The sequence below is a fragment of the Streptomyces glaucosporus genome, from assembly GCF_039533345.1.
Classification (GTDB): Bacteria; Actinomycetota; Actinomycetes; order Streptomycetales; family Streptomycetaceae; genus Streptomyces; species Streptomyces glaucosporus.
In genome coordinates, this window is record NZ_BAAATJ010000013.1 from 106,825 (window position 1) to 125,660 (window position 18,836).

An 18,836-nucleotide genomic window follows, 5' to 3' on the forward strand; every position below is an offset into this window, starting at 1 on the left:
CGGCGGCCCGCCGAATGGCGGGCCGCCGGGGCCGTCAGCGTCCGCCGGCCCGTCCGCCGCGCGCCGCGTCCGCCGTCCGCCGCGTGGGCTCCGCGGTCGCCGGGTCCTCGGGCCAGGGGTGCCGGGGATAGCGCCCGCGCAGCTCCGCCCGCACCGAGCGGTAGCCGTCCCGCCAGAACGACGCCAGGTCCGCCGTCACGGCGGCGGGCCGCCCCGCGGGCGACAGCAGGTGCACCAGCAGCGGCACCCGCCCCCCGGCCAGGCGCGGCGCCTCCTGCCAGCCGAACAGCTCCTGCAGCTTGACCGCAAGGACCGGGCGCTCGCCGCCGTAGTCCACCCGTATCCGCGAGCCGGAGGGCACCTCGATCCGCTCCGGCGCCAGCTCCTCCAGCCGGGCGGCGTCCCCCGTGGCCCACGGCAGCAGGGCGCCCAGCAGCCGCCCGGCGTCCAGCCGCTCCAGGTCGGCCCGCCGCCGCGCGCCCTCCAGGGCGGGGCCCAGCCACTCCTCCGCCCGGGCGGACAGCGCCTCGTCCGACACGTCCGGCCACGGCCCGCCCAGCTCCCGGTGGAGGAAGGCCAGCCGCTCCCGCAGCGAACGCGCCTCCCGCGACCAGTGGAGCAGCCCCGGCCCCTCGCGCCGCAGCCCGTCCAGCAGCGCTGCCCGCACCAGCGCCGGATCGGGCTCCGGAAGCGGCGAGGAGGCCAGCTCGACCGCGCCCAGCAGCTCCACGCGCCGGGCGACGACGTCGCCGGGGCCGTGCCGCCCGCCGGACCACCGCACCTCCTCCCGGCGGACGTGCAGCGCCGCGGCGGCCCGGCGCGCGGTGTCCTCGTCGATCACCGCGGCCAGCCGGACCCGCGCGGACGCCGAACCCACCGGGCGGTCCGCGACGGCGACCGCCAGCCAGGGGGCGTCCCGCAGTCCGGAACCGGGGGCGAGTTCCGCCCGCGTCCCGGAGGCCATCAGGTACGCCGACCCGCCGCGGGAGCGCGCGACCCGCTCGGGGAAGGCCAGCGCCACCACCAGCCCCGCCGCGGCGTCGTCCGGCAGGCCGTCCGCCCGCTCCGCCGCCCTGCCGCGCCCGTCCTCCGGCAGGGCCTCCGCCAGGCGCCGCGCCTCCGTGCGCCAGCGGGCGGCGTACGGGTCCCCGCCGCGGCGCGCGGCCCGCCGGACGGCCGCCACCTCGTCGCCGTACTCCCGGGGCGGCTCCTCGCTCAGCAGCGCCACCACCTCCGCCGCCCGCCGGGCGCCCACCAGGGGCGCCCCGTCCAGCAGGGCGCGGGCCAGCCGGGGGTGGAGGCCCAGGCGGGCCATCGCCTCCCCGCGTCCGGTCGCCCGTCCGGCCGCGTCCACGGCGCCGATCGCGCGCAGCACCTCGCGGGCCGCGGCCATCGCCCCCTCCGGAGGCGGGTCGGGCAGCGCCAGACCGCGTGCGTCCGGATCGCCCCAGCAGGCCGTCCGGAGAGCGAAAGAGGTGAGGTCCGCGACCGCGATCTCGGGGGAGGGGAACCGCGGCAGCCGGCCGTGCTCGGCCTCGGCCCAGCAGCGGTACACCACGCCCGGCGCCTCGCGTCCGGCCCGGCCGGCGCGCTGCTCGGCCGACGCCCGCGAGACCCGTACCGTCGTCAGGGCGCTCAGCCCGCGGGCGTGGTCGGTGCGCGGCTCACGGGCCAGACCCGAGTCCACCACCACCCGCACCCCGGGGACGGTCAGGCTGGACTCGGCGACCGCCGTGGCCAGCACCACCCGCCGCCGCCCGGCGGAACCGGCCAGCACCGCGTCCTGGACGGCGGCCGGGGCCCGCCCGTGGACCTGGAGCACCTCGGCGTCCACCCCGTCCCCCAGCAGCGCCGCCACCCGCGCGATCTCCCCGGTGCCGGGCAGGAAGCACAGCACGTCGCCGCTCTCCTCGCGCAGCGCCCGCCGCACCACGGAGGCGACGTGCTCCAGCAGGGCCGGGTCCACCCGTGTCCCGTGCGCGGGCCGCACCGGACGCGCGGGGGGCGCCCACACCACCCGCACCGGGTGCGTCACACCGGGCGTCTCCACCACGGGCGCGTCCAGCAGCCGCGCCCAGCCCTCGGCGTCGGTGGTCGCCGAGGCGGCGACCAGCCGCAGCTCCGGCCGCAGCGCGGCCCGGACGTCCAGCAGGAAGGCGGCGGCGGTGTCGGCGTCCAGGTGCCGCTCGTGGCACTCGTCCAGCACCACCGTGCCGACCCCGGGCAGCTCCGGGTCGCGCTGCAGGCGCTGGAGCAGCACCCCGGTGGTCACCACCTCCACCGTGCACCCGGGGCCCACCACGCGCTCGCCGCGCACGGTGAACCCGACCCGCTCCCCGACCCGCTCGCCCAGCAGCCAGGCCATCCGCCGGGCCGCGGCCCGCACCGCGATGCGGCGCGGCTCGGCCACCACCACGCGCCGGGCGGGGCCGTCCAACCCGGCGGGCGCCGGCCCGGACGCGAGCCCGGCCAGGGCCAGGGGTACCAGCGTGGTCTTGCCCGTGCCCGGCGGCGCGCACAGCACCGCCGCCCCGCGCGTGGCCAGGGCGTCGCCGAGGGCGGGCAGGGCGGAGCGTACGGGGAGCCGGTGGAGGGCGTCGGTCCGCAGGGGCATGCCCCCCATCCTCCCAGCCGCCCCCGGCCCTCTCCCGGCACTCCGGCGCTCCGGCGCTCCGGCGGGGGCGGCCGGGTCAGCCGCGTTCGCAGACGAAGACCGCCGTGCCGGGGATCAGCCGCCCGCGCAGCGGCGACCAGCCGCCCCAGACCTGCCGGTTCCACTCGGGCCACTCCGGCTCGACCAGGTCCACCAGGCGGAATCCGGCGGCGACGAGGTCGCGCACCCGGTCGCCGAGCGTCCGGTGGTGCTCGACGTAGACGGCCCGGCCGTGCTCGTCCTGCTCCACGTACGGCGTGCGGTCGAAGTAGGAGGAGTGGACCGTCAGCCCCTCGGCGCCCGGCTCGTCGGGGAAGGCCCAGCGGATCGGGTGGGTCACCGAGAACACCCAGCGCCCGCCCGGCCGCAGGACGCGGTGCACCTCCCGCAGCACCCGCACCGGGTCGGCGACGAAGGGCAGCGCGCCGTAGGCGGAGCACGCCAGGTCGAAGGAGCCGTCGGCGAAGGGCAGCGCGCCCGCGTCGGCCTGGACGAGGGGGAACGGCGGGGAGCCGGAGGCCTGCGCGATGCGCAGCGCGTGCTGGAGCTGCCGGTGCGAGACGTCCAGCGCGACCGGCCGGGCGCCGCGGGCCGCCAGCCAGCGCGAGCACTGGGCCGCCCCGGCGCCGACCTCCAGCACGGACCGCCCGGCCAGGTCCTCCGCCGGGCCCAGCAGGCGGGCCCGCTCCTCGTCCAGCCCCTCCGGGCCCCACACGAAGCGGTCGTCGCCGAGGAACTCACCGTGCTCGCGCTGGTAGTCGTCCGCGTTCCGGTCCCACCACAGGCGGCTGGCCCGGACGCTCTCGGTGTGGCCGGCCTCGCGGCGCGTGACCTCTGGTTCGCTCTCTTGGTTCATGCTGCCCGTCGTCGTAGCCTGCGGTCGGATGGGGGTCGGGGAGGGTGCCGGAAGGGGAGAAGGCACGTGCCGGAGGCCCCGAGGGGCGCCGCGGACGTTGTGGGAAGACACAGGGACGGGGCCCGGAAGGGCTCCGGAGGCAGTGAAATCTGCCGGATATGCGGGTTAGGTCCCCCGTGTTCTCGTTCGTACGTTGACCATGTCCGGCTGCCCCCGTATGCTACAAGTTGCGCTGCGGGCCTGCGCGCCTCAGACGGAGCAGGTCGCGCTCGCATCTGTTGTATGTCCCCTCGGTTGTCGAGGTGCTTGTGATTTCCTCGGAGATCTTCGTGAAAGCACCTCTCAGGCTGTCCGGCTTCGGCAGTGCGATAAGGGCTCTCGGCGTAGCAGTACCTACGACTTCAATGTCCGTACCGGAGCCCTTTTCCACATGACGAGCAGCACCGAGACCACCGTGACCACCCCGCAGGTTGCGGTTAACGACATCGGTTCCGAGGAAGCCTTCCTCGCCGCGATCGACGAGACGATCAAGTACTTCAACGACGGCGACATCGTCGACGGCGTCATCGTGAAGGTCGACCGGGACGAGGTCCTGCTCGACATCGGCTACAAGACCGAGGGTGTCATCCCTTCCCGTGAGCTGTCGATCAAGCACGATGTCGACCCGAACGAGGTCGTCGCCGTCGGTGACGAGATCGAGGCCCTGGTCCTCCAGAAGGAGGACAAGGAGGGCCGCCTGATCCTCTCGAAGAAGCGCGCCCAGTACGAGCGTGCCTGGGGCACCATCGAGAAGATCAAGGAAGAGGACGGCATCGTCACCGGTACCGTCATCGAGGTCGTCAAGGGCGGCCTGATCCTCGACATCGGCCTCCGCGGCTTCCTCCCGGCCTCCCTGGTCGAAATGCGCCGCGTCCGCGACCTTCAGCCGTACGTCGGCAAGGAGCTCGAGGCGAAGATCATCGAGCTGGACAAGAACCGCAACAACGTGGTTCTCTCCCGCCGCGCCTGGCTGGAGCAGACCCAGAGCGAGGTCCGCCAGACCTTCCTCACCACCCTGCAGAAGGGCCAGGTGCGCTCCGGCGTCGTCTCCTCGATCGTCAACTTCGGCGCCTTCGTGGACCTCGGCGGCGTCGACGGTCTGGTCCACGTCTCCGAGCTGTCCTGGAAGCACATCGACCACCCGTCCGAGGTCGTCGAGGTCGGCCAGGAGGTCACTGTCGAGGTCCTGGACGTCGACATGGACCGCGAGCGGGTCTCCCTGTCGCTGAAGGCGACCCAGGAGGACCCGTGGCAGCAGTTCGCTCGGACCCACCAGATCGGCCAGGTCGTCCCCGGCAAGGTCACCAAGCTGGTGCCGTTCGGCGCGTTCGTCCGCGTGGACGAGGGCATCGAGGGCCTGGTCCACATCTCCGAGCTGGCCGAGCGCCACGTGGAGATCCCCGAGCAGGTCGTCCAGGTCGGCGACGAGATCTTCGTCAAGGTCATCGACATCGACCTGGAGCGCCGCCGCATCAGCCTCTCGCTGAAGCAGGCCAACGAGGCCTTCGGCCCCGACCCGCTCGCGGCGGAGTTCGACCCGACCCTGTACGGCATGGCCGCGTCCTACGACGAGCAGGGCAACTACATCTACCCCGAGGGCTTCGACCCGGAGGCCAACGACTGGCTGCCCGGCTACGAGAAGCAGCGCGAGGAGTGGGAGCGCCAGTACGCCGAGGCGCAGCAGCGCTTCGAGCAGCACCAGGCGCAGGTCCTCAAGTCCCGCGAGGCCGACGCGCAGGCGGAGGCCGAGGGCGCCGGCGGTGCCGGCGGCCAGCAGGGCGGTGCCGGCGGCGGCGGCTCGTACTCCTCGGAGTCGGGCGACACCTCCGGTGCGCTGGCCTCGGACGAGGCCCTGGCGGCCCTCCGCGAGAAGCTCGCGGGCGGCCAGAGCTGAGCTGAGCCGATGGGCCGGCCCGGTGCCGGGCCGGCCCGCGACAACGCCTGAACAGGGCCCGCTCCCGTTTCCCGGGAGCGGGCCCTGAGGCGTTCCCACCGGAACTCCGGCGGAACCCCGCCGGAGTCCTGCCGGAGCCCTGCCGCGCCCCGGGCGGACCGGGGCGCCGGACGTGGCACCATGCGTGAACGGGGCCGGTGATCATCCGGCCCGGCGCCCCGCACGAGAGGGCATCGGGCAGTCCGGCGGCGGGAATGCGCACTCGGCGGCGGATGTTGCCGACGGACAGGAGCGACACGAAGGAGCGGCAGCAGTGCTGGACCCGCAGAGTCTGTACGAGTGGGAACCGACGGGCCTGAAGGAGGCCGAGGAGGCCCTCGGCGAACCGGGCAGCGCCGGGCTCGTGATGCTCTACCACTTCGAGGGCTTCATCGACGCCGGGGAGACCGGCGGCCAGATCGTCACGCGGCTGCTGGACCACCAGCCGCACCTGACCGTCGCCCGGTTCGACACGGACCGCCTCGTCGACTACCGCGCCCGCCGCCCGCTGATGACCTTCCGGCGCGACCGGTGGGTCTCCTACGACCGGCCCCGGCTGGAACTGCGGCTGCTGAGGGACGCCACCGGCAGCCCCTTCCTGCTGCTCACCGGGCCCGAACCGGACGTGGAGTGGGAGAGGTTCACCGCCGCCGTGCTCCAGCTGGTCGAACGGCTCGGCGTGCGGCTGGCGGTCACCTTCCACGGCATCCCCATGGGCGTCCCGCACACCCGCCCCGTCGGCCTCACCCCCCACGGCAACCGCCCCGACCTCACGCCCGTGCGCCAGAGCCCCTTCGAGGAGGCCCAGGTGCCCGGCAGCGCCGCCGCGCTGCTGGAGCTGCGGCTCGCCGAGGCCGGCCACGACGTGCTGGGCTTCGCCGCGCACGTGCCGCACTACGTGGCCCGCTCCACCTACCCCGACGCGGCCCTGGTGGTCGTCGAGTCGATCACCGCGGCCACCGGCCTGGTCCTGCCCGAGGTGACCCACGCGCTGCGCTCGGACGCCCACCGCATCCAGGACGAGATCGAGCGGCAGCTCGCCGAGGGGGACGGCGAGCTGGTCGCGGTCGTCCGCGGGCTGGAGCAGCAGTACGACGCGATAGCCGGGGCCGAGACCCGCGGCAGCCTGGTCGCCGAACCCGTGGAGCTGCCGTCCGCCGACGAGCTGGGCGAGGTCTTCGAACGCTTCCTCGCCGAGCGCGAGAACGGCGACGGCGCCGGCCCGGACGGCGGGAGCGCCGCGGACGGCGCCGGAGGAGGCCCCCGCCCCTGAGGGGCCCCGGGCCGCGGCCGCTTCCCGGCCCCGGCGCCGTTCGGCGCTTGGGTAGGGTGAGGAGGCCGTGGCGGGCGGTCCGCCACGGCACGCGGCCCCGCCCACGGCGCGGGGAGCGAACGGGCACCGGACGGGTGGAGGGGCGGCCATGCTCTCCGTGGGACTGACGGGCGGAATCGGCGCGGGCAAGAGCGAGGTGTCACGCCTCCTCGACTCGTACGGGGCCGTGGTCGTGGACGCCGACAAGATCGCCCGCGAGGTCGTGGAGCCCGGCACCCCCGGGCTCGCCGCCGTGGTCGCCGAGTTCGGCGAGGAGATCCTCGCCCCGGACGGCACCCTGGACCGCCCCCGCCTCGGAGCCGTCGTCTTCGGCGACCCGGAGAGGCGCAAGGCCCTCAACGCGATCGTCCACCCGCTGGTCGGCGCCCGCTCCGCCGAACTCCAGGAGGCGGCCGGCGAGGACGCGATCGTCGTCCACGACGTGCCGCTGCTGGCCGAGAACGGCCTCGCCCCCCTCTACGACGCGGTGGTGGTCGTCGACGCCTCCACCGAGACCCGGCTCGACCGCCTGGTGCGCCTGCGGGGCATGGACGAGGCGGAGGCCCGCGCCCGGATGGCCGCCCAGGCCACCCGCGAACAGCGGCTGGCCGTCGCCGACTTCGTCATCGACAACGACGGCCCGCTGGAGGAACTGGAGCCGCAGGTCGCGGAGGTCTGGCGGCGGCTGGAGGAACGGGCCCGCCGCCCCCGCCCGGCTTGACCGCGGGGCAGGACGGGAAGACTCCCCCGCACGGGGGAATATGCCCGCACGCCGGCGCGTTCCCGTGGCGGTGCACCACGACGTCCGCGACGCCCCCGCAACGTCGCGCGGCGCCCCGGAACCACAACCTGTACCCGAGGACCGCACCCCGCGCCCCGTGCGAGCACGGCCCGGCCGGACGCGCGGGGAGGCGGACGAGGAGGCGCCGACGTGCCCGAGGCCACGCCCGAGACCCATGTCATCCAGTTCCGCGCCGCCGAGCAGCTGCTGGCGGCCCGCGACCCCAGGGGAGCGCTGAAGCTCCTGGAGTCGGTGGTGGCCGCCTTCCCGGAGAAGACCTCCGTCCGCCTGCTGAGGGCCCGCGCCTTCTTCCTCAGCGCCCAGCTCCGCGCCGCCGAGGACGAGTTCCGGATCGTGCTGGAGCGCGAACCGGACAACTCCTTCGCCCACTACGCCCTCGGCCGCACCCTGGAACGGGCGGGCCGGGACGACGAGGCGCTGCGCCACTTCCGTCTCGCCGCGGCGCTGGACCCCCGGCCGGACTTCTGGGAGGCGGCCCGCTTCGGCGACCACGCCGCCTGAGGTCCCGGCGGGCCGCCCGGGTCACTCCGGGCGGCCCGCCGGACCCGGCATGGCCAGCCCCAGCGAGCCGGTCATGAAGAAGGTCCCCTCCACCCACTGACCGGGCGCCGGATCCCGCGGCAGCCGGGCGCCGGCGGCCGCGACGTCCACCTCGATCCCGCCGGCCGTCCGCACCCGCAGCCGGTGGAAGACCCCGCCGCCGGTCTCGTTCCGGACGCGTTCGGCGGCCACCACCTCCCCCGCGAACAGCGCGTGCGCCGTCGGAGCCCAGTCCCGGCCGGCGCCTTCCGGGCGGAACAGCCCCGAGGGGATGAGGAAGTCCGGCGCGAGCCCCGGCGTCCGGCCGTCCCGGGCCGCGTCGTACGCGGCGGCGTCCGCGTGCAGCCCGATCCGCTCGGCGAGGGCGCTCAGCCGCAGGCGCCCCTCCACGGGCGCGCCGCCCGGCCCGCGGCCCAGCGCGCGCAGCTCCGCACGGTCGGTCAGCGCCACCGGCAGCGGGCACAGCGTCCTCCCGCCCTCGCCGTCCAGCAGTTCCACGTGCGCCGTCCCGTCCGGGGCCAGCGCGATCCTGCGCACCGGCACCGGGGCGCCCCGGGGCACCAGGCACGGCAGGACGTACGCCAGCGCGCCCCCGCCGTCGACCTCCAACTCGACGCGCGCGCCGCCCGCGCCCGTCCACACCACCCGCACGGCGCCCCCGCCGACGGGCTCGGCCCGGCCGAGCCCGTACAGCCGGCGCAGCAGCCCGCCGTACTCCTGCCGGTCGCGCACCTCGAACCCGATGGCGGCGAAGCGACTCGCCATGGCGGAACACCCCCGTGGAGACGATCACTGTGACGGTCGTCCACCGTTCCGTCCGGCCGGCCGGGAGGCAACGGGTTTTCCGCCGGGCGGGGGCGGCATCATGAACACGGGCAGGACAACGACGGCCTGCCCGTACCGCCGACCCCTGGACCGCATGTGACACCCGAAGCCTCCACCGCCCCGTCCCCCCGCCAGCCCCGCGGCCCACGGCGGAGGGGGTGGACGGCGGCGCCCGGAGGGCGCGCGGGCCGGGGGCGGGCCCGGCTCGCCGGCCTGGCCGGGATGTCGGCCGCCGTGCTGCTGGCCGTCCCCGGCTGCGGGGCCCTGGAGGACGGCGCCGCGCCCGGCGCCGGGGCCGCCGCGCCGGACGGGCGGTCGGTCAGCCCGCTGGAGAACCCCGACGGCACGGAACCCGGACTCGCGCCGGTGACGGACCCCGGGGAGAGGGCCGAGGCCCGGGAGCTGATCGAGGGGCTGGCCACGAAGGGACGGGGACCCGGGACGGGCTACGACCGGGACGAGTTCGGCTACGCGTGGATGGACACGGCCGACGGGGTGCCGTTCGCGAGGAACGGGTGCGACACCCGGAACGACCTCATACGCCGCGACGGCCAGAACCTCCGCTTCCGGTCCGGCTCCGACTGCGTGGTCGTCTCCATGACGCTGGCCGACCCGTACACGGGCAAGGAGATCGACTGGAGGAAGCGGGACGCCGCCGAGGTGCAGATCGACCACGTGGTGCCGCTGTCGTACGCCTGGCGGATGGGCGCGTCCCGCTGGCCGGAGGACAAGCGCGAGCGGTTCGCCAACGACCCGCTGAACCTGCTGCCGGTCGAGGGCCGCGCCAACGCGGCGAAGGGCGACTCCGGGCCGGCGTCCTGGCTGCCGCCCGACAGGCGGATCAGATGCGCCTACGCGGTGCGCTTCGCGCAGGTGGCGCTGGAGTACGAACTGCCCGTCACCGCCCCGGACAAGAGCATGATGATCCGTCAGTGCGGCGGATGACGCGCCGCCCGCGCGTTCCGTCCCGGCCCTGACGCGTCCCGTCCGGTTTCCCCGGGGCGGTCCGACGGCCCGGCGGCGGGGCGGGGGAGGGCCGCCTCCCCTCATCGCCGTAGGGGGAGTACGCCGACGGAGCACGGCGGGAGGGGCCGGCTGACGGACTTTCCCCGGCCGGACGTCCGTATTCCCCCACACCGCCTCTGCCCGGTGGGCGGCGGGGGTACTGTGCGGCGCCGGGCGACAGGACGGAGGCGGGGGGCCTGTGGACACGACACGGCGCACGGCCGCGGTGGTGGTGGCCGCCGTGCTTCTGCTGGGTGGATGCGGCCGGGAGGCCGGCGCGGAGGGGCAGGGCGGCGCTCCGGGGGAGGCCGGGGCCGGTGAGAACCGGCAGGGCGTCCCCGCCGAGCTGATCGGAAGCTGGACCACGGACCACGCGAGCGCGTTCGAGCCGACCGTCCACAGCTTCTACGAGGACGGCTTCTTCACACGGGAGGTCGGGACGATCAGGGTGACGGGCCGGTACGAGGTCAGGGGCAGCACGATCCTCACCTACCCCGACAAGGGGCAGCCGGAGATCCACGAGTGGCGCATGGGGGACGGCGGCTGCCTGTACCTCGACGGCGCGAAGCACTGCCCGTACTCCTAGCGGTGCCGGGCAGGGAGCCGTTCCCTCCGGCCCCGGCCGCGGATCGTCGCAGGCGGCCCGCGCGTCGCCGCCCCACCGGAGCCGTTGAATCCGGCGACGGCGCGGCCGACGGCCCGGCACAGGACGGTACCGGCGGCGAAGTGCGCGCCTTTGGACAGGTCACCGTCGCCGGCGACGCGGGCGGCGTCTCCTCGGGCGACGGCCCGGGACGGCTCCGGCGGCATGGGCACGGCCCGCGGGCGGGGCCGCCGCGCGGCGCCGCGGTGACGGCCACCGGCATGCCGCCGGCGTGGTCGAGCGCGCCGCACAGGGGGTCACCGGCCGCACCGGGCAGGCGGGGCCCCGCTGCCCGCCCTCCTCGCCGGGCTCCGCGCCGCGCGGCTGGCGCGCCGGGGACGCCCCCGCCGGCCCGCCGGGCCCGTGCGGCCGGGCCGGGGAAGGCCTCAGGGAGCCGTCGGGGGCAGCGGGTAGCCGCACAGCCTCCGGCAGACGGCGGCCCGGCCGGAAGCGGACCGGTGCCCGGCCCTGACCACCGGCCGTCCGGCGTGCTCCCTCCCGCCCGCCGGACGGCACCGGTCCCGGGCCGGTCGCGGGTGCGGCCATCCGTTGAGGCAGCACAGGCGGGGAGACGCTGGGGACGGGAAGCGGGGGGATGACAACACCCTCACACCGTATCGGTCCCGGCCCCGTTCGGGACACGCCGTGTGAGCACCCGCACACCGGCCTGACACCGCGACAACGCCGTTGCCCGGCCCGCTCCCTGACACCCGCGAAGGCGCGCGGACGAGTCTTCGCGCCCCCCGGCCCGCCCGGTGGCCCCGGTCAGCCCTGCGTCTGGTTCCCCGGCCGGGACTCGCTCGGGCGGACGATGACGAACCCCTCGCCGTCCAGACGGAGTTGAACCGCCTCCCCGGAACCGCCGCGGAGCATCGAGCCGAAACTCTGCGAACGGTGGAGGGACGTGGCGAGGTGGGTGCTCCAGCCGACCACCGCGTCGGTGTCGACGAAGACGGGCTGCTGCGGGGAGACGGGGATGACGACGGGAGTGCCCTCGCAGACCACGCCCAGCCTGCCCTGGCCGGTGAAGACGCTGTTGAACAGGCCGCCGCCGGCCATGCCCGCCCCCTTGACGACCCTTATCTCGTAGCCGAGGCTCGCGTCGAAGCACAGCACGTTGCGTCCGTTGAGGGTGAGGCTGTCGCCGGGGGCGAAGTCGACGAGGAAGCAGTTGGCGGCGTCGTGGGCGAACCATGCCTCGCCCCGGCCGCGGACGGCCATCAGGGGCAGCCCCTCGCCGGTGACGGCCCGCTTGAGGAAGTTCCCCACCCCCTGGCCCTTCTTCTCGAAGCTCAGATCGCCGCGGAAGGCGATCATCGCGCCCTGCCGGGCGTAGCACTCGCCGTCGACCACGTACCTGATGGTCTTGGGGTTCTGCAGGGACATGCCCGGCGCGGTGGCGGGCCGGACGGTGTTCTCGGAGGCGAAGAGGTCGCTGCGCATGGGCGTATGCTCCCCGAACCCCTCCGGTCCGCCAAGCCGTACACGGCCCCGGCCGCGCCGGGCGTGTGGGGCGCGGACGGTGCCGCTAGCGTGGGCCCATGGCGATGGACGAGGCACAGGCGGCCGGACTCCGCATCCCCGGGCCCCGGGAGAGCCCGGGCCGGTGGGGGCCGACCGCGACCGCCGAGGCGCGGGCGGACGAGGTGGGGACGGTGCGGACGGCCTACGCGCCCGCCCCGGACGGCGACCCCGACCCCGGCGAGATCGTATGGACCTGGGTGCCCTACGAGGAGGGGGACGGACGGGGCAAGGACCGGCCCGTCCTCGTCGTGGCGCGCGAGCCCGCCGGCACCCTGCTGGCCGTGCAGCTCTCCAGCAGACCCCGCGGCGGGCGCCACGACTGGATGCCGATCGGCTCCGGGCCGTGGGACCGCTCCGGACGCGACTCGTGGGTGGACCTGGACCGCGTGCTGCGGGTCCACCCGCTGGGAATGCGGCGCGAGGCGTGCGCGCTGGACCGGGCGAGGTTCAACGCCGTCGTGCACCGCCTCCGGCAGCTGTACGGCTGGCACTGACCGCCGCGCACCGGCGGACCGTCAACCCGACTCGGGAGGCCACTGTGGAGGACCGGCTCGACCCCATGCCGGAGGACTGGCGGCGCGCACTCGCGATCGTCGCCCACCCGGACGACCTGGAGTACGGCGCGGCGGCCGCCGTCGCGCACTGGACGGCGGCCGGGAAGGAGGTCGCCTACCTGCTGGTGACGCGCGGCGAGGCCGGGATCGACACCATGGAGCCGGCGGAGGCGGCGCGCGTGCGGGAGGCGGAGCAGCGGGCGAGCGCGGCCGTGGTCGGAGTGGAGAGCGTGGAGTTCCTCGACCACCGGGACGGGGTGATCGAGGAGGGCGTCCCCCTGCGCCGCGACCTGGCCGCCGCGATCCGCCGCCACCGCCCCGACCTGGTGATCACCCTCAACCCCCACGACACCTGGGGCCCGGGCTGGTGGAACACCCCCGACCACCGGGCGGTCGGACGCGCCGTGCTGGACGCCGCCGGGGACGCGGGCAACCGCTGGATCTTCACCGACCTGGCGGAGGAGGGCCTGACGCCCTGGGACGGGGTGCGGTGGGTCGCGGCCGCCGGGTCGCCGGCGCCGACGCACGCCGTGGAGGTGGGGGAGGAGGACGTCGAACGGGCCGTCGCCTCGCTCGCCGAGCACCGCGCGTACATCACGGCGCTCGACGACAGGGAACCCGCCGAGTACGCCCGCGAGATCGTCACCGGCACGGTGGAGGCGGCCGACCGCACCGGCGGGCGGCGGGCCGTGTCCTTCCAGCTGTACCCCAGGCGCTGAGCCGCCGCGCCGGGAGCGGCCCGCGGGACGGAAGCCCCCGGCCCCGGACGCGTCATCGGCCGCCCGGGGCCGGGCGCTTCCCGCCGCGGGGCCGCGCGAGCAGGGCGAGCGCGGCGACCGGCAGCAGCAGGGCGGCGCCCATCGCGTTCAGCCAGCCGTAGCCCGCCTGGGCGACGACGAGACCGGAGAGCGCGCCGCCCACGCCCGCCGAGGCGTTCATGGACAGGTCCGACAGTCCCTGCACGGCCGCCCGGGCCTCCTGCGGCACCGAGTCGGTGAGCAGGGTGGAGCCGCCGACCAGCCCCGCCGACCAGCCCAGGCCCAGGAGGAACAGGCCCGCGGCGCTTCGGACGTGGTCGCCGTCCGCCGTGCCGGCCGTCAGCGCCGCGCACGCCAGGAGGGCGATGCCGGACAGGACGACGGAGACCCGGCCGAGCCGGTCGCACAGCCAGCCCATCAGCGGGGAGAAGGCGTACATGCCGGCGATGTGGCCGCTGATCACCAGGCCGATCAGTTCGATGTCCGCGCCGTGGTGGCCCAGGTCGACCGGCGTCATCACCATGATCGAGACCATGGCGGTGTGGGAGCAGGCGATGGCGGTCAGGGCCAGCCGGGCGGGCGGCGAGGCGGAGACGGCGGCCAGCCCGGCCCGCAGCGACCGGCCCTGCGCCGGCGCGGCGGAGGCCGCCCCGGCGGCCAGCGCACGGGAGGTGAGCAGGGGGTCGGGGCGCAGCAGGACGAACACCGCGGCGGCGGCCAGCAGGAAGACGGCCCCTCCCCACAGGAAGGGGCCCGCGGCCTCGGCGATCCCCAGGCCCGCCACGCTGCGCCCGGCCGGGGCGGCGATGTTGGGGCCCAGGACGGCGCCGATGGTCGTGGCCCACACCACCAGGGAGATGGCCCGGCCGCGGCGGGCCGGCTCGGCGAGGTCGGCGGCGGCGAAGCGGGCCTGGAGGTTGGCCGAGGAGGCCGCGCCGAAGGCGGCCATGCCCAGCAGCAGCAGCGGGAAGCTGCCGACGGCGGCGGCGAGGAGCACGACGGCGCCGCCCGCCGCGCCGGTCAGGTAGCCCAGGGTCAGTCCCGCGCGGCGGCCGCGCGCGGCCGTCAGGGCGGCGAACGGCAGGGACAGCACGGCCGTGCCCAGGACCGAGGACGTCGACGCCAGACCCGCCAGCCCCTCGGAGCCGCCGATCTCCTCGGCCAGCACGGGGGCCAGCGCGATGCCCGTCGCCACGCCCAGACCGCCCAGGATCTGGCTCACGACGAGCACGGCGGTGGTGCGGCGGCGTAGCGCCGCCAGGGCCTCCCCCGAGGGGGGAGGGGCGGCGCCGCGGGGTATGCCGGGGGGAACGTCGGCGGGGTCGGCCGTTTCGGCGGGGTCGGTCACGGTGGGCAGTCTGCCAGGCGCGGGCGGCCGGGCGCGGTCCACCGGGGGAGGGCCGGAACGGGTCCGGGCCGCCGGCGCCTCAGAACAGCGGGGCGGGAAGGACCCCCTCCAGTGCGAGCAGCGCCCGCTTGGTCTCCAGCCCGCCGCCGAAACCGCCGATCCCGCCGTCGCTCTCCACCACCCGGTGGCACGGCACCACCACCGGCAGGGGGTTGGAGCCCATGGCGACGCCCACCGCGCGCGCCGCGTCCGGCGCGCCGGCGCGCTCGGCCAGGGTCCGGTAGCCGACGACGCCGCCGTAGGGCACCGTTCGGGCCAGGGTGCGCAGCACCCGTCCGTTGAACCCGGACGTCAGCGACCAGTCCAGGGGGACGGAGAACTCCCGCAGGGTGCCGCCGAAGTACGCGTCCAGCTCCCGGGCGGCCCGGGCCAGCACCGGGTCGCCGCCGTCGTCCCGCACGGGCTCGGCGCCCAGCCGCCCGGCGAGCCGGGTCAGGGACCGGCGCACCGCCGGCCCCCGGGCGTGGAAGACGACGGCGGCCAGCCCCCGCCCGGTCGCCACGAGCAGCAGCGGGCCGATCGGGGTGTCCCGCACGGTCCAGGCCGCCGGCGCCGCCGCTGCCGGGGTCCGCGGAGTCTCGGTCATGGGCCGAGACTACGGGCCGCCGCCGGCGGCGGCCGTCCACTTCCGGACAGTCAGCCGGGGAGGGCGCCCGGAGCGGCCTTTCCGGTGTCCTCCCCGGTGTCCTCCCCGTCCTCTCCGGTGCTGCGGGTGGCGTCCCGGACGACGTCCGGGTTGTTGGAGATGATCCCGTCCACGCCCATGCCGGCCACCCGGCGTGCCGTGGCCGCGTCGTTCACCGTCCAGGTGAAGACCTCCAGCGGCTTGCCGTGCGGCCCCTTCAGCGCGTGGACCTCCCGCACGTACTCCGCGGACAGGCCGGTGTGCGGCGGGTTGATCTGGTCGGCGAACTCCGCGTAGTCCGGCAGGTCGCCGACGGCCGGGGCGCCCAGGAAACCGGTCTTGACGGCCGGCGCCAGCCGGTGCAGCGTGCGCACCGAGTCGGCGCCGAAGCTCTGGACGATCAGCTTGTCGCGCACGTGCCGCCGGTCCAGCCAGCCCTCGTCCCGCAGCTCCTGCAGGATGTCCGCCTCGATGCCCGGGTACAGCTCGGGCTTCTTGATCTCCAGCAGCAGGTTCTGGCCGGTGCGGTCGAGGTGCCGCAGGTACTGCTCCAGGGTGGGCACCCGCTCGCCCGCGAACCGCGGGGCGAACCAGCTCCCCGCGTCCAGCAGGGCGATCTCGTCGGCGGTGAAGTCCGCGACCTTCCACGGGGAGCGGCCGGGGAAGAGCTGCTCCACGTTGGTGGTGCGGGCCAGGTTGTCGTCGTGCAGGACGACCAGCTCGCCGTCCTTGGTGCGCTGCACGTCGTTCTCCACCCACGCGATGCCCCGCTCGTGGGCGGCGTCCACGGCGGCCAGGGTGTTCTCGGGGGCGTAGGCGGAGGCACCGCGGTGCGCCACCGGCACGGGGGCCTGCGCGGCGGCCCCGCGCGGGGCGTCCGCGCGGGGCGCGGCCTGGACCGGGACGGCGGCGGCGAGGGCGAGCGCGCAGAGGCCGGCGAGTGAACCGGCGACGGCGGCAGAGGGGCGTAGGGACACGGAGGACTCCTCACGTCTTCGGTGCACTGGCTCCAGCTGACACCGGAAGCATTCCGGCATCCGGGGACGGATACGTGGGCGAAAAGTGGACAGAACCTGAACGCCCCAAGGAAGACCCCCGCCCGTCGGCCGTCCGGCACCGGCCCCGGATGTCGGTGGGGGGCCGTACGGTGGTGGCATGCGGCCCGTGACTCAGATCGAACGCAAGGTGGCGCCCTTCGAGGTCGTCAGCCCCTACCGGCCCAGCGGCGACCAGCCGGCTGCCATCGACGAGCTGGAGAAGCGCATCAGGGCGGGCGAGAAGGACGTCGTCCTGCTCGGCGCGACCGGCACCGGCAAGTCGGCGACCACGGCCTGGATGATCGAGAGGCTCCAGCGGCCGACCCTGGTGATGGCGCCGAACAAGACGCTCGCCGCCCAGCTCGCCAACGAGTTCCGGGAACTGCTGCCGAACAACGCCGTCGAGTACTTCGTCTCGTACTACGACTACTACCAGCCCGAGGCGTACGTCCCGCAGACGGACACCTACATCGAGAAGGACTCCTCCATCAACGAGGAGGTCGAACGGCTGCGGCACAGCGCGACGAACTCGCTGCTCACCCGGCGCGACGTCGTGGTGGTGGCCTCCGTCTCGTGCATCTACGGCCTGGGCACCCCGCAGGAGTACGTCGACCGGATGGTGCCGCTGAAGGTCGGCCAGGAGATCGACCGGGACGAGCTGCTGCGCCGCTTCGTCGACATCCAGTACACCCGCAACGACATGGCGTTCACCCGGGGCACCTTCCGGGTGCGCGGCGACACCGTCGAGATCTTCCCGGTGTACGAGGAGCTGGCCGTCCGGATCGAGATGTTCGGCGACGAGATCGAGGCCCTCTCCACCCTCCACCCGATCACCGGCGAGGTGGTCTCCGAGGACGAGGAGCTGTACGTCTTCCCCGCCTCCCACTACGTGGCGGGCCCCGAGCGGATGGAGCGGGCGATCGCCGGGATCGAGGCGGAGCTGGAGGAGACCCTCGCCCGGATGGAGAAGCAGGGCAAGCTGCTGGAGGCCCAGCGGCTGCGCATGCGGACCACGTACGACATCGAGATGATGCGGCAGATCGGCACCTGCTCCGGGATCGAGAACTACTCGCTGCACATCGACGGCCGCGAGAAGGGCTCCCCGCCGCACACCCTGCTCGACTACTTCCCCGAGGACTTCCTGCTGGTCATCGACGAGTCCCACGTCACCGTCCCGCAGATCGGCGCCATGTACGAGGGCGACGCCTCGCGGAAGCGGACGCTGGTCGACCACGGCTTCCGGCTCCCGTCCGCGATGGACAACCGGCCGCTGAAGTGGGAGGAGTTCCTGGAGCGCATCGGGCAGACGGTCTACCTGTCCGCCACCCCGGGGCAGTACGAGCTGTCCCGCTCCGACGGCGTGGTGGAGCAGATCATCCGGCCCACCGGCCTCGTCGACCCCGAGGTCGTGGTCAAGCCCACCGAGGGGCAGATCGACGACCTGGTGCACGAGATCCGCACCCGCGTCGAGAAGGACGAGCGGGTCCTGGTCACCACGCTGACCAAGAAGATGGCCGAGGACCTCACCGACTACTTCACGGAGCTGGGCATCCGGGTCCGCTACCTCCACAGCGACGTGGACACCCTGCGCCGCGTCGAGCTGCTGCGCGAGCTGCGCGCCGGCGAGTACGACGTGCTGGTCGGCATCAACCTGCTGCGCGAGGGCCTGGACCTGCCGGAGGTCTCGCTGGTGGCCATCCTCGACGCGGACAAGGAGGGGTTCCTGCGCTCGGGCACCTCCCTGATCCAGACCATCGGCCGCGCGGCGCGCAACGTCTCCGGCCAGGTGCACATGTACGCCGACAGGATCACCCCCTCGATGGAGCGGGCCATCGAGGAGACCAACCGGCGCCGGGCCAAGCAGATCGCCTACAACGAGGCGCACGGCATCGACCCCCAGCCCCTGCGCAAGAAGATCAACGACATCGTGGCGACGATCGCGCGCGAGGAGGTCGACACCCGGGAGCTGCTGGACACCGGCTACCGGGGCGCGGGCGCGGACGGGGAGCGCAAGGGCCGGGCCCCGGTCCCGGCGCTCGGCCGCGACGCGCGCGGCGACGGCGGCCCGGGAGGCAGGAGCGCCGGGCGGCCCACCGACCGGCCCGCGGCCGAACTCGCCGAACTCATCGAGGAGATGACCGAACGCATGCGGGCCGCGGCGGCCGAGCTGCAGTTCGAGGTGGCCGCCCGGCTCCGCGACGAGGTGAGCGAAATGAAGAAGGAACTGCGGCAGATGAAGGAGGCGGGGCTGCGGTAGCGGGAAGTGTTGCAACAACGACACAAAGCCGTCCGACGCCGCCCGGCCCCGCGGCCGCGGTGCGT

General features: G+C 75.3%; 16 protein-coding genes. 9 read left to right on the plus strand and 7 right to left on the minus strand.

The window, feature by feature from the left end; genetic code table 11:
* Positions 1–34: 34 nt before the first annotated feature.
* Positions 35–2,614, minus strand: a complete 2,580-nt coding sequence (gene hrpB, locus ABD358_RS15670; protein ID WP_425576340.1) for an ATP-dependent helicase HrpB — start codon at positions 2,612–2,614, stop codon at positions 35–37.
* 76 nt (positions 2,615–2,690) lie between these two features.
* Entirely contained in the window at positions 2,691–3,509 is an 819-nt protein-coding gene (locus ABD358_RS15675) for a class I SAM-dependent methyltransferase (protein WP_344631622.1), read from the minus strand.
* A 430-nt stretch (positions 3,510–3,939) separates the two neighbouring features.
* Here ABD358_RS15675 and rpsA point away from each other — a divergent pair, with 430 nt between their 5' ends.
* From rpsA to ABD358_RS15695, 4 genes are all read left to right on the plus strand, one after another.
* On the plus strand, positions 3,940–5,442 hold the full coding sequence (gene rpsA, locus ABD358_RS15680; RefSeq protein WP_344631623.1) for a 30S ribosomal protein S1: 1,503 nt from the start codon (positions 3,940–3,942) through the stop codon (positions 5,440–5,442).
* Positions 5,443–5,755: 313 nt separating this feature from the next.
* Positions 5,756–6,754, plus strand: coding sequence for a PAC2 family protein (locus ABD358_RS15685; protein ID WP_344631624.1), 999 nt, complete (start codon positions 5,756–5,758; stop codon positions 6,752–6,754).
* Positions 6,755–6,902: 148 nt separating this feature from the next.
* A complete protein-coding gene (gene coaE / locus ABD358_RS15690; RefSeq protein WP_344631625.1) occupies positions 6,903–7,514 on the plus strand; it encodes a dephospho-CoA kinase in 612 nt (203 codons plus the stop codon).
* 210 nt (positions 7,515–7,724) lie between these two features.
* Entirely contained in the window at positions 7,725–8,096 is a 372-nt protein-coding gene (locus ABD358_RS15695; RefSeq protein ID WP_344631626.1) for a tetratricopeptide repeat protein, read from the plus strand.
* Positions 8,097–8,117: 21 nt separating this feature from the next.
* Here ABD358_RS15695 and ABD358_RS15700 read toward each other — a convergent pair whose 3' ends face one another.
* On the minus strand, positions 8,118–8,900 hold the full coding sequence (locus ABD358_RS15700) for a hypothetical protein (protein WP_344631627.1): 783 nt from the start codon (positions 8,898–8,900) through the stop codon (positions 8,118–8,120).
* Positions 8,901–9,182: 282 nt separating this feature from the next.
* On the opposite strand from ABD358_RS15700, the gene ABD358_RS15705 reads away from it, so the two are divergent.
* Both ABD358_RS15705 and ABD358_RS15710 read left to right on the plus strand, forming a co-directional pair.
* Complete coding sequence (locus ABD358_RS15705; protein ID WP_344631628.1) at positions 9,183–9,905, plus strand: HNH endonuclease family protein; 723 nt, start codon at positions 9,183–9,185, stop codon at positions 9,903–9,905.
* 259 nt (positions 9,906–10,164) lie between these two features.
* Positions 10,165–10,551, plus strand: coding sequence for a hypothetical protein (locus ABD358_RS15710; RefSeq protein ID WP_344631629.1), 387 nt, complete (start codon positions 10,165–10,167; stop codon positions 10,549–10,551).
* 822 nt (positions 10,552–11,373) lie between these two features.
* Here ABD358_RS15710 and ABD358_RS15715 read toward each other — a convergent pair.
* Positions 11,374–12,051 (minus strand): AIM24 family protein, encoded by a 678-nt coding sequence (locus tag ABD358_RS15715; protein ID WP_344631630.1) that lies wholly within the window; start codon positions 12,049–12,051, stop codon positions 11,374–11,376.
* A 98-nt stretch (positions 12,052–12,149) separates the two neighbouring features.
* Here ABD358_RS15715 and ABD358_RS15720 point away from each other — a divergent pair, with 98 nt between their 5' ends.
* Both ABD358_RS15720 and ABD358_RS15725 read left to right on the plus strand, forming a co-directional pair.
* Positions 12,150–12,626 carry a type II toxin-antitoxin system PemK/MazF family toxin gene (locus ABD358_RS15720; protein WP_344631631.1) on the plus strand — a complete coding sequence of 159 codons (477 nt, stop codon included), beginning with the start codon at positions 12,150–12,152 and terminating at the stop codon, positions 12,624–12,626.
* Positions 12,627–12,670: 44 nt separating this feature from the next.
* Complete coding sequence (locus ABD358_RS15725) at positions 12,671–13,405, plus strand: PIG-L deacetylase family protein (RefSeq protein ID WP_344631632.1); 735 nt, start codon at positions 12,671–12,673, stop codon at positions 13,403–13,405.
* A gap of 52 nt (positions 13,406–13,457) precedes the next feature.
* Here ABD358_RS15725 and ABD358_RS15730 read toward each other — a convergent pair whose 3' ends face one another.
* The 3 genes from ABD358_RS15730 to ABD358_RS15740 all read right to left on the minus strand — a co-directional run bounded on the left by ABD358_RS15730 (position 13,458) and on the right by ABD358_RS15740 (position 16,454).
* The gene (locus tag ABD358_RS15730; RefSeq protein ID WP_344631663.1) at positions 13,458–14,744 is read right to left on the minus strand and encodes an MFS transporter; all 1,287 of its coding nucleotides are present in this window, start codon (positions 14,742–14,744) and stop codon (positions 13,458–13,460) included.
* Positions 14,745–14,871: 127 nt separating this feature from the next.
* Positions 14,872–15,438 (minus strand): methylated-DNA--[protein]-cysteine S-methyltransferase, encoded by a 567-nt coding sequence (locus ABD358_RS15735; protein WP_344631633.1) that lies wholly within the window; start codon positions 15,436–15,438, stop codon positions 14,872–14,874.
* 50 nt (positions 15,439–15,488) lie between these two features.
* Complete coding sequence (locus ABD358_RS15740) at positions 15,489–16,454, minus strand: glycerophosphodiester phosphodiesterase (RefSeq protein WP_344631634.1); 966 nt, start codon at positions 16,452–16,454, stop codon at positions 15,489–15,491.
* A gap of 178 nt (positions 16,455–16,632) precedes the next feature.
* Between ABD358_RS15740 and uvrB the strand changes: the two genes are divergently transcribed.
* Complete coding sequence (uvrB, locus tag ABD358_RS15745; RefSeq protein WP_344631635.1) at positions 16,633–18,771, plus strand: excinuclease ABC subunit UvrB; 2,139 nt, start codon at positions 16,633–16,635, stop codon at positions 18,769–18,771.
* Positions 18,772–18,836 lie beyond the last annotated feature (65 nt).

Excerpts from the sequence above, each read along its gene's own strand:
- uvrB (WP_344631635.1), top strand. The coding sequence starts at position 16,633 with ATGCGGCCCGTGACTCAGATCGAACGCAAGGTGGCGCCCTTCGAGGTC.
- ABD358_RS15735 (WP_344631633.1), bottom strand. The coding sequence starts at position 15,438 with ATGACCGAGACTCCGCGGACCCCGGCAGCGGCGGCGCCGGCGGCCTGG.
- ABD358_RS15675 (WP_344631622.1), bottom strand. The coding sequence starts at position 3,509 with ATGAACCAAGAGAGCGAACCAGAGGTCACGCGCCGCGAGGCCGGCCAC.
- coaE (WP_344631625.1), top strand. The coding sequence starts at position 6,903 with ATGCTCTCCGTGGGACTGACGGGCGGAATCGGCGCGGGCAAGAGCGAG.
- rpsA (WP_344631623.1), top strand. The coding sequence starts at position 3,940 with ATGACGAGCAGCACCGAGACCACCGTGACCACCCCGCAGGTTGCGGTT.
- ABD358_RS15705 (WP_344631628.1), top strand. The coding sequence starts at position 9,183 with ATGTCGGCCGCCGTGCTGCTGGCCGTCCCCGGCTGCGGGGCCCTGGAG.
- ABD358_RS15720 (WP_344631631.1), top strand. The coding sequence starts at position 12,150 with ATGGCGATGGACGAGGCACAGGCGGCCGGACTCCGCATCCCCGGGCCC.
- ABD358_RS15700 (WP_344631627.1), bottom strand. The coding sequence starts at position 8,900 with ATGGCGAGTCGCTTCGCCGCCATCGGGTTCGAGGTGCGCGACCGGCAG.
- ABD358_RS15715 (WP_344631630.1), bottom strand. The coding sequence starts at position 12,051 with ATGCGCAGCGACCTCTTCGCCTCCGAGAACACCGTCCGGCCCGCCACC.
- hrpB (WP_425576340.1), bottom strand. The coding sequence starts at position 2,614 with ATGCCCCTGCGGACCGACGCCCTCCACCGGCTCCCCGTACGCTCCGCC.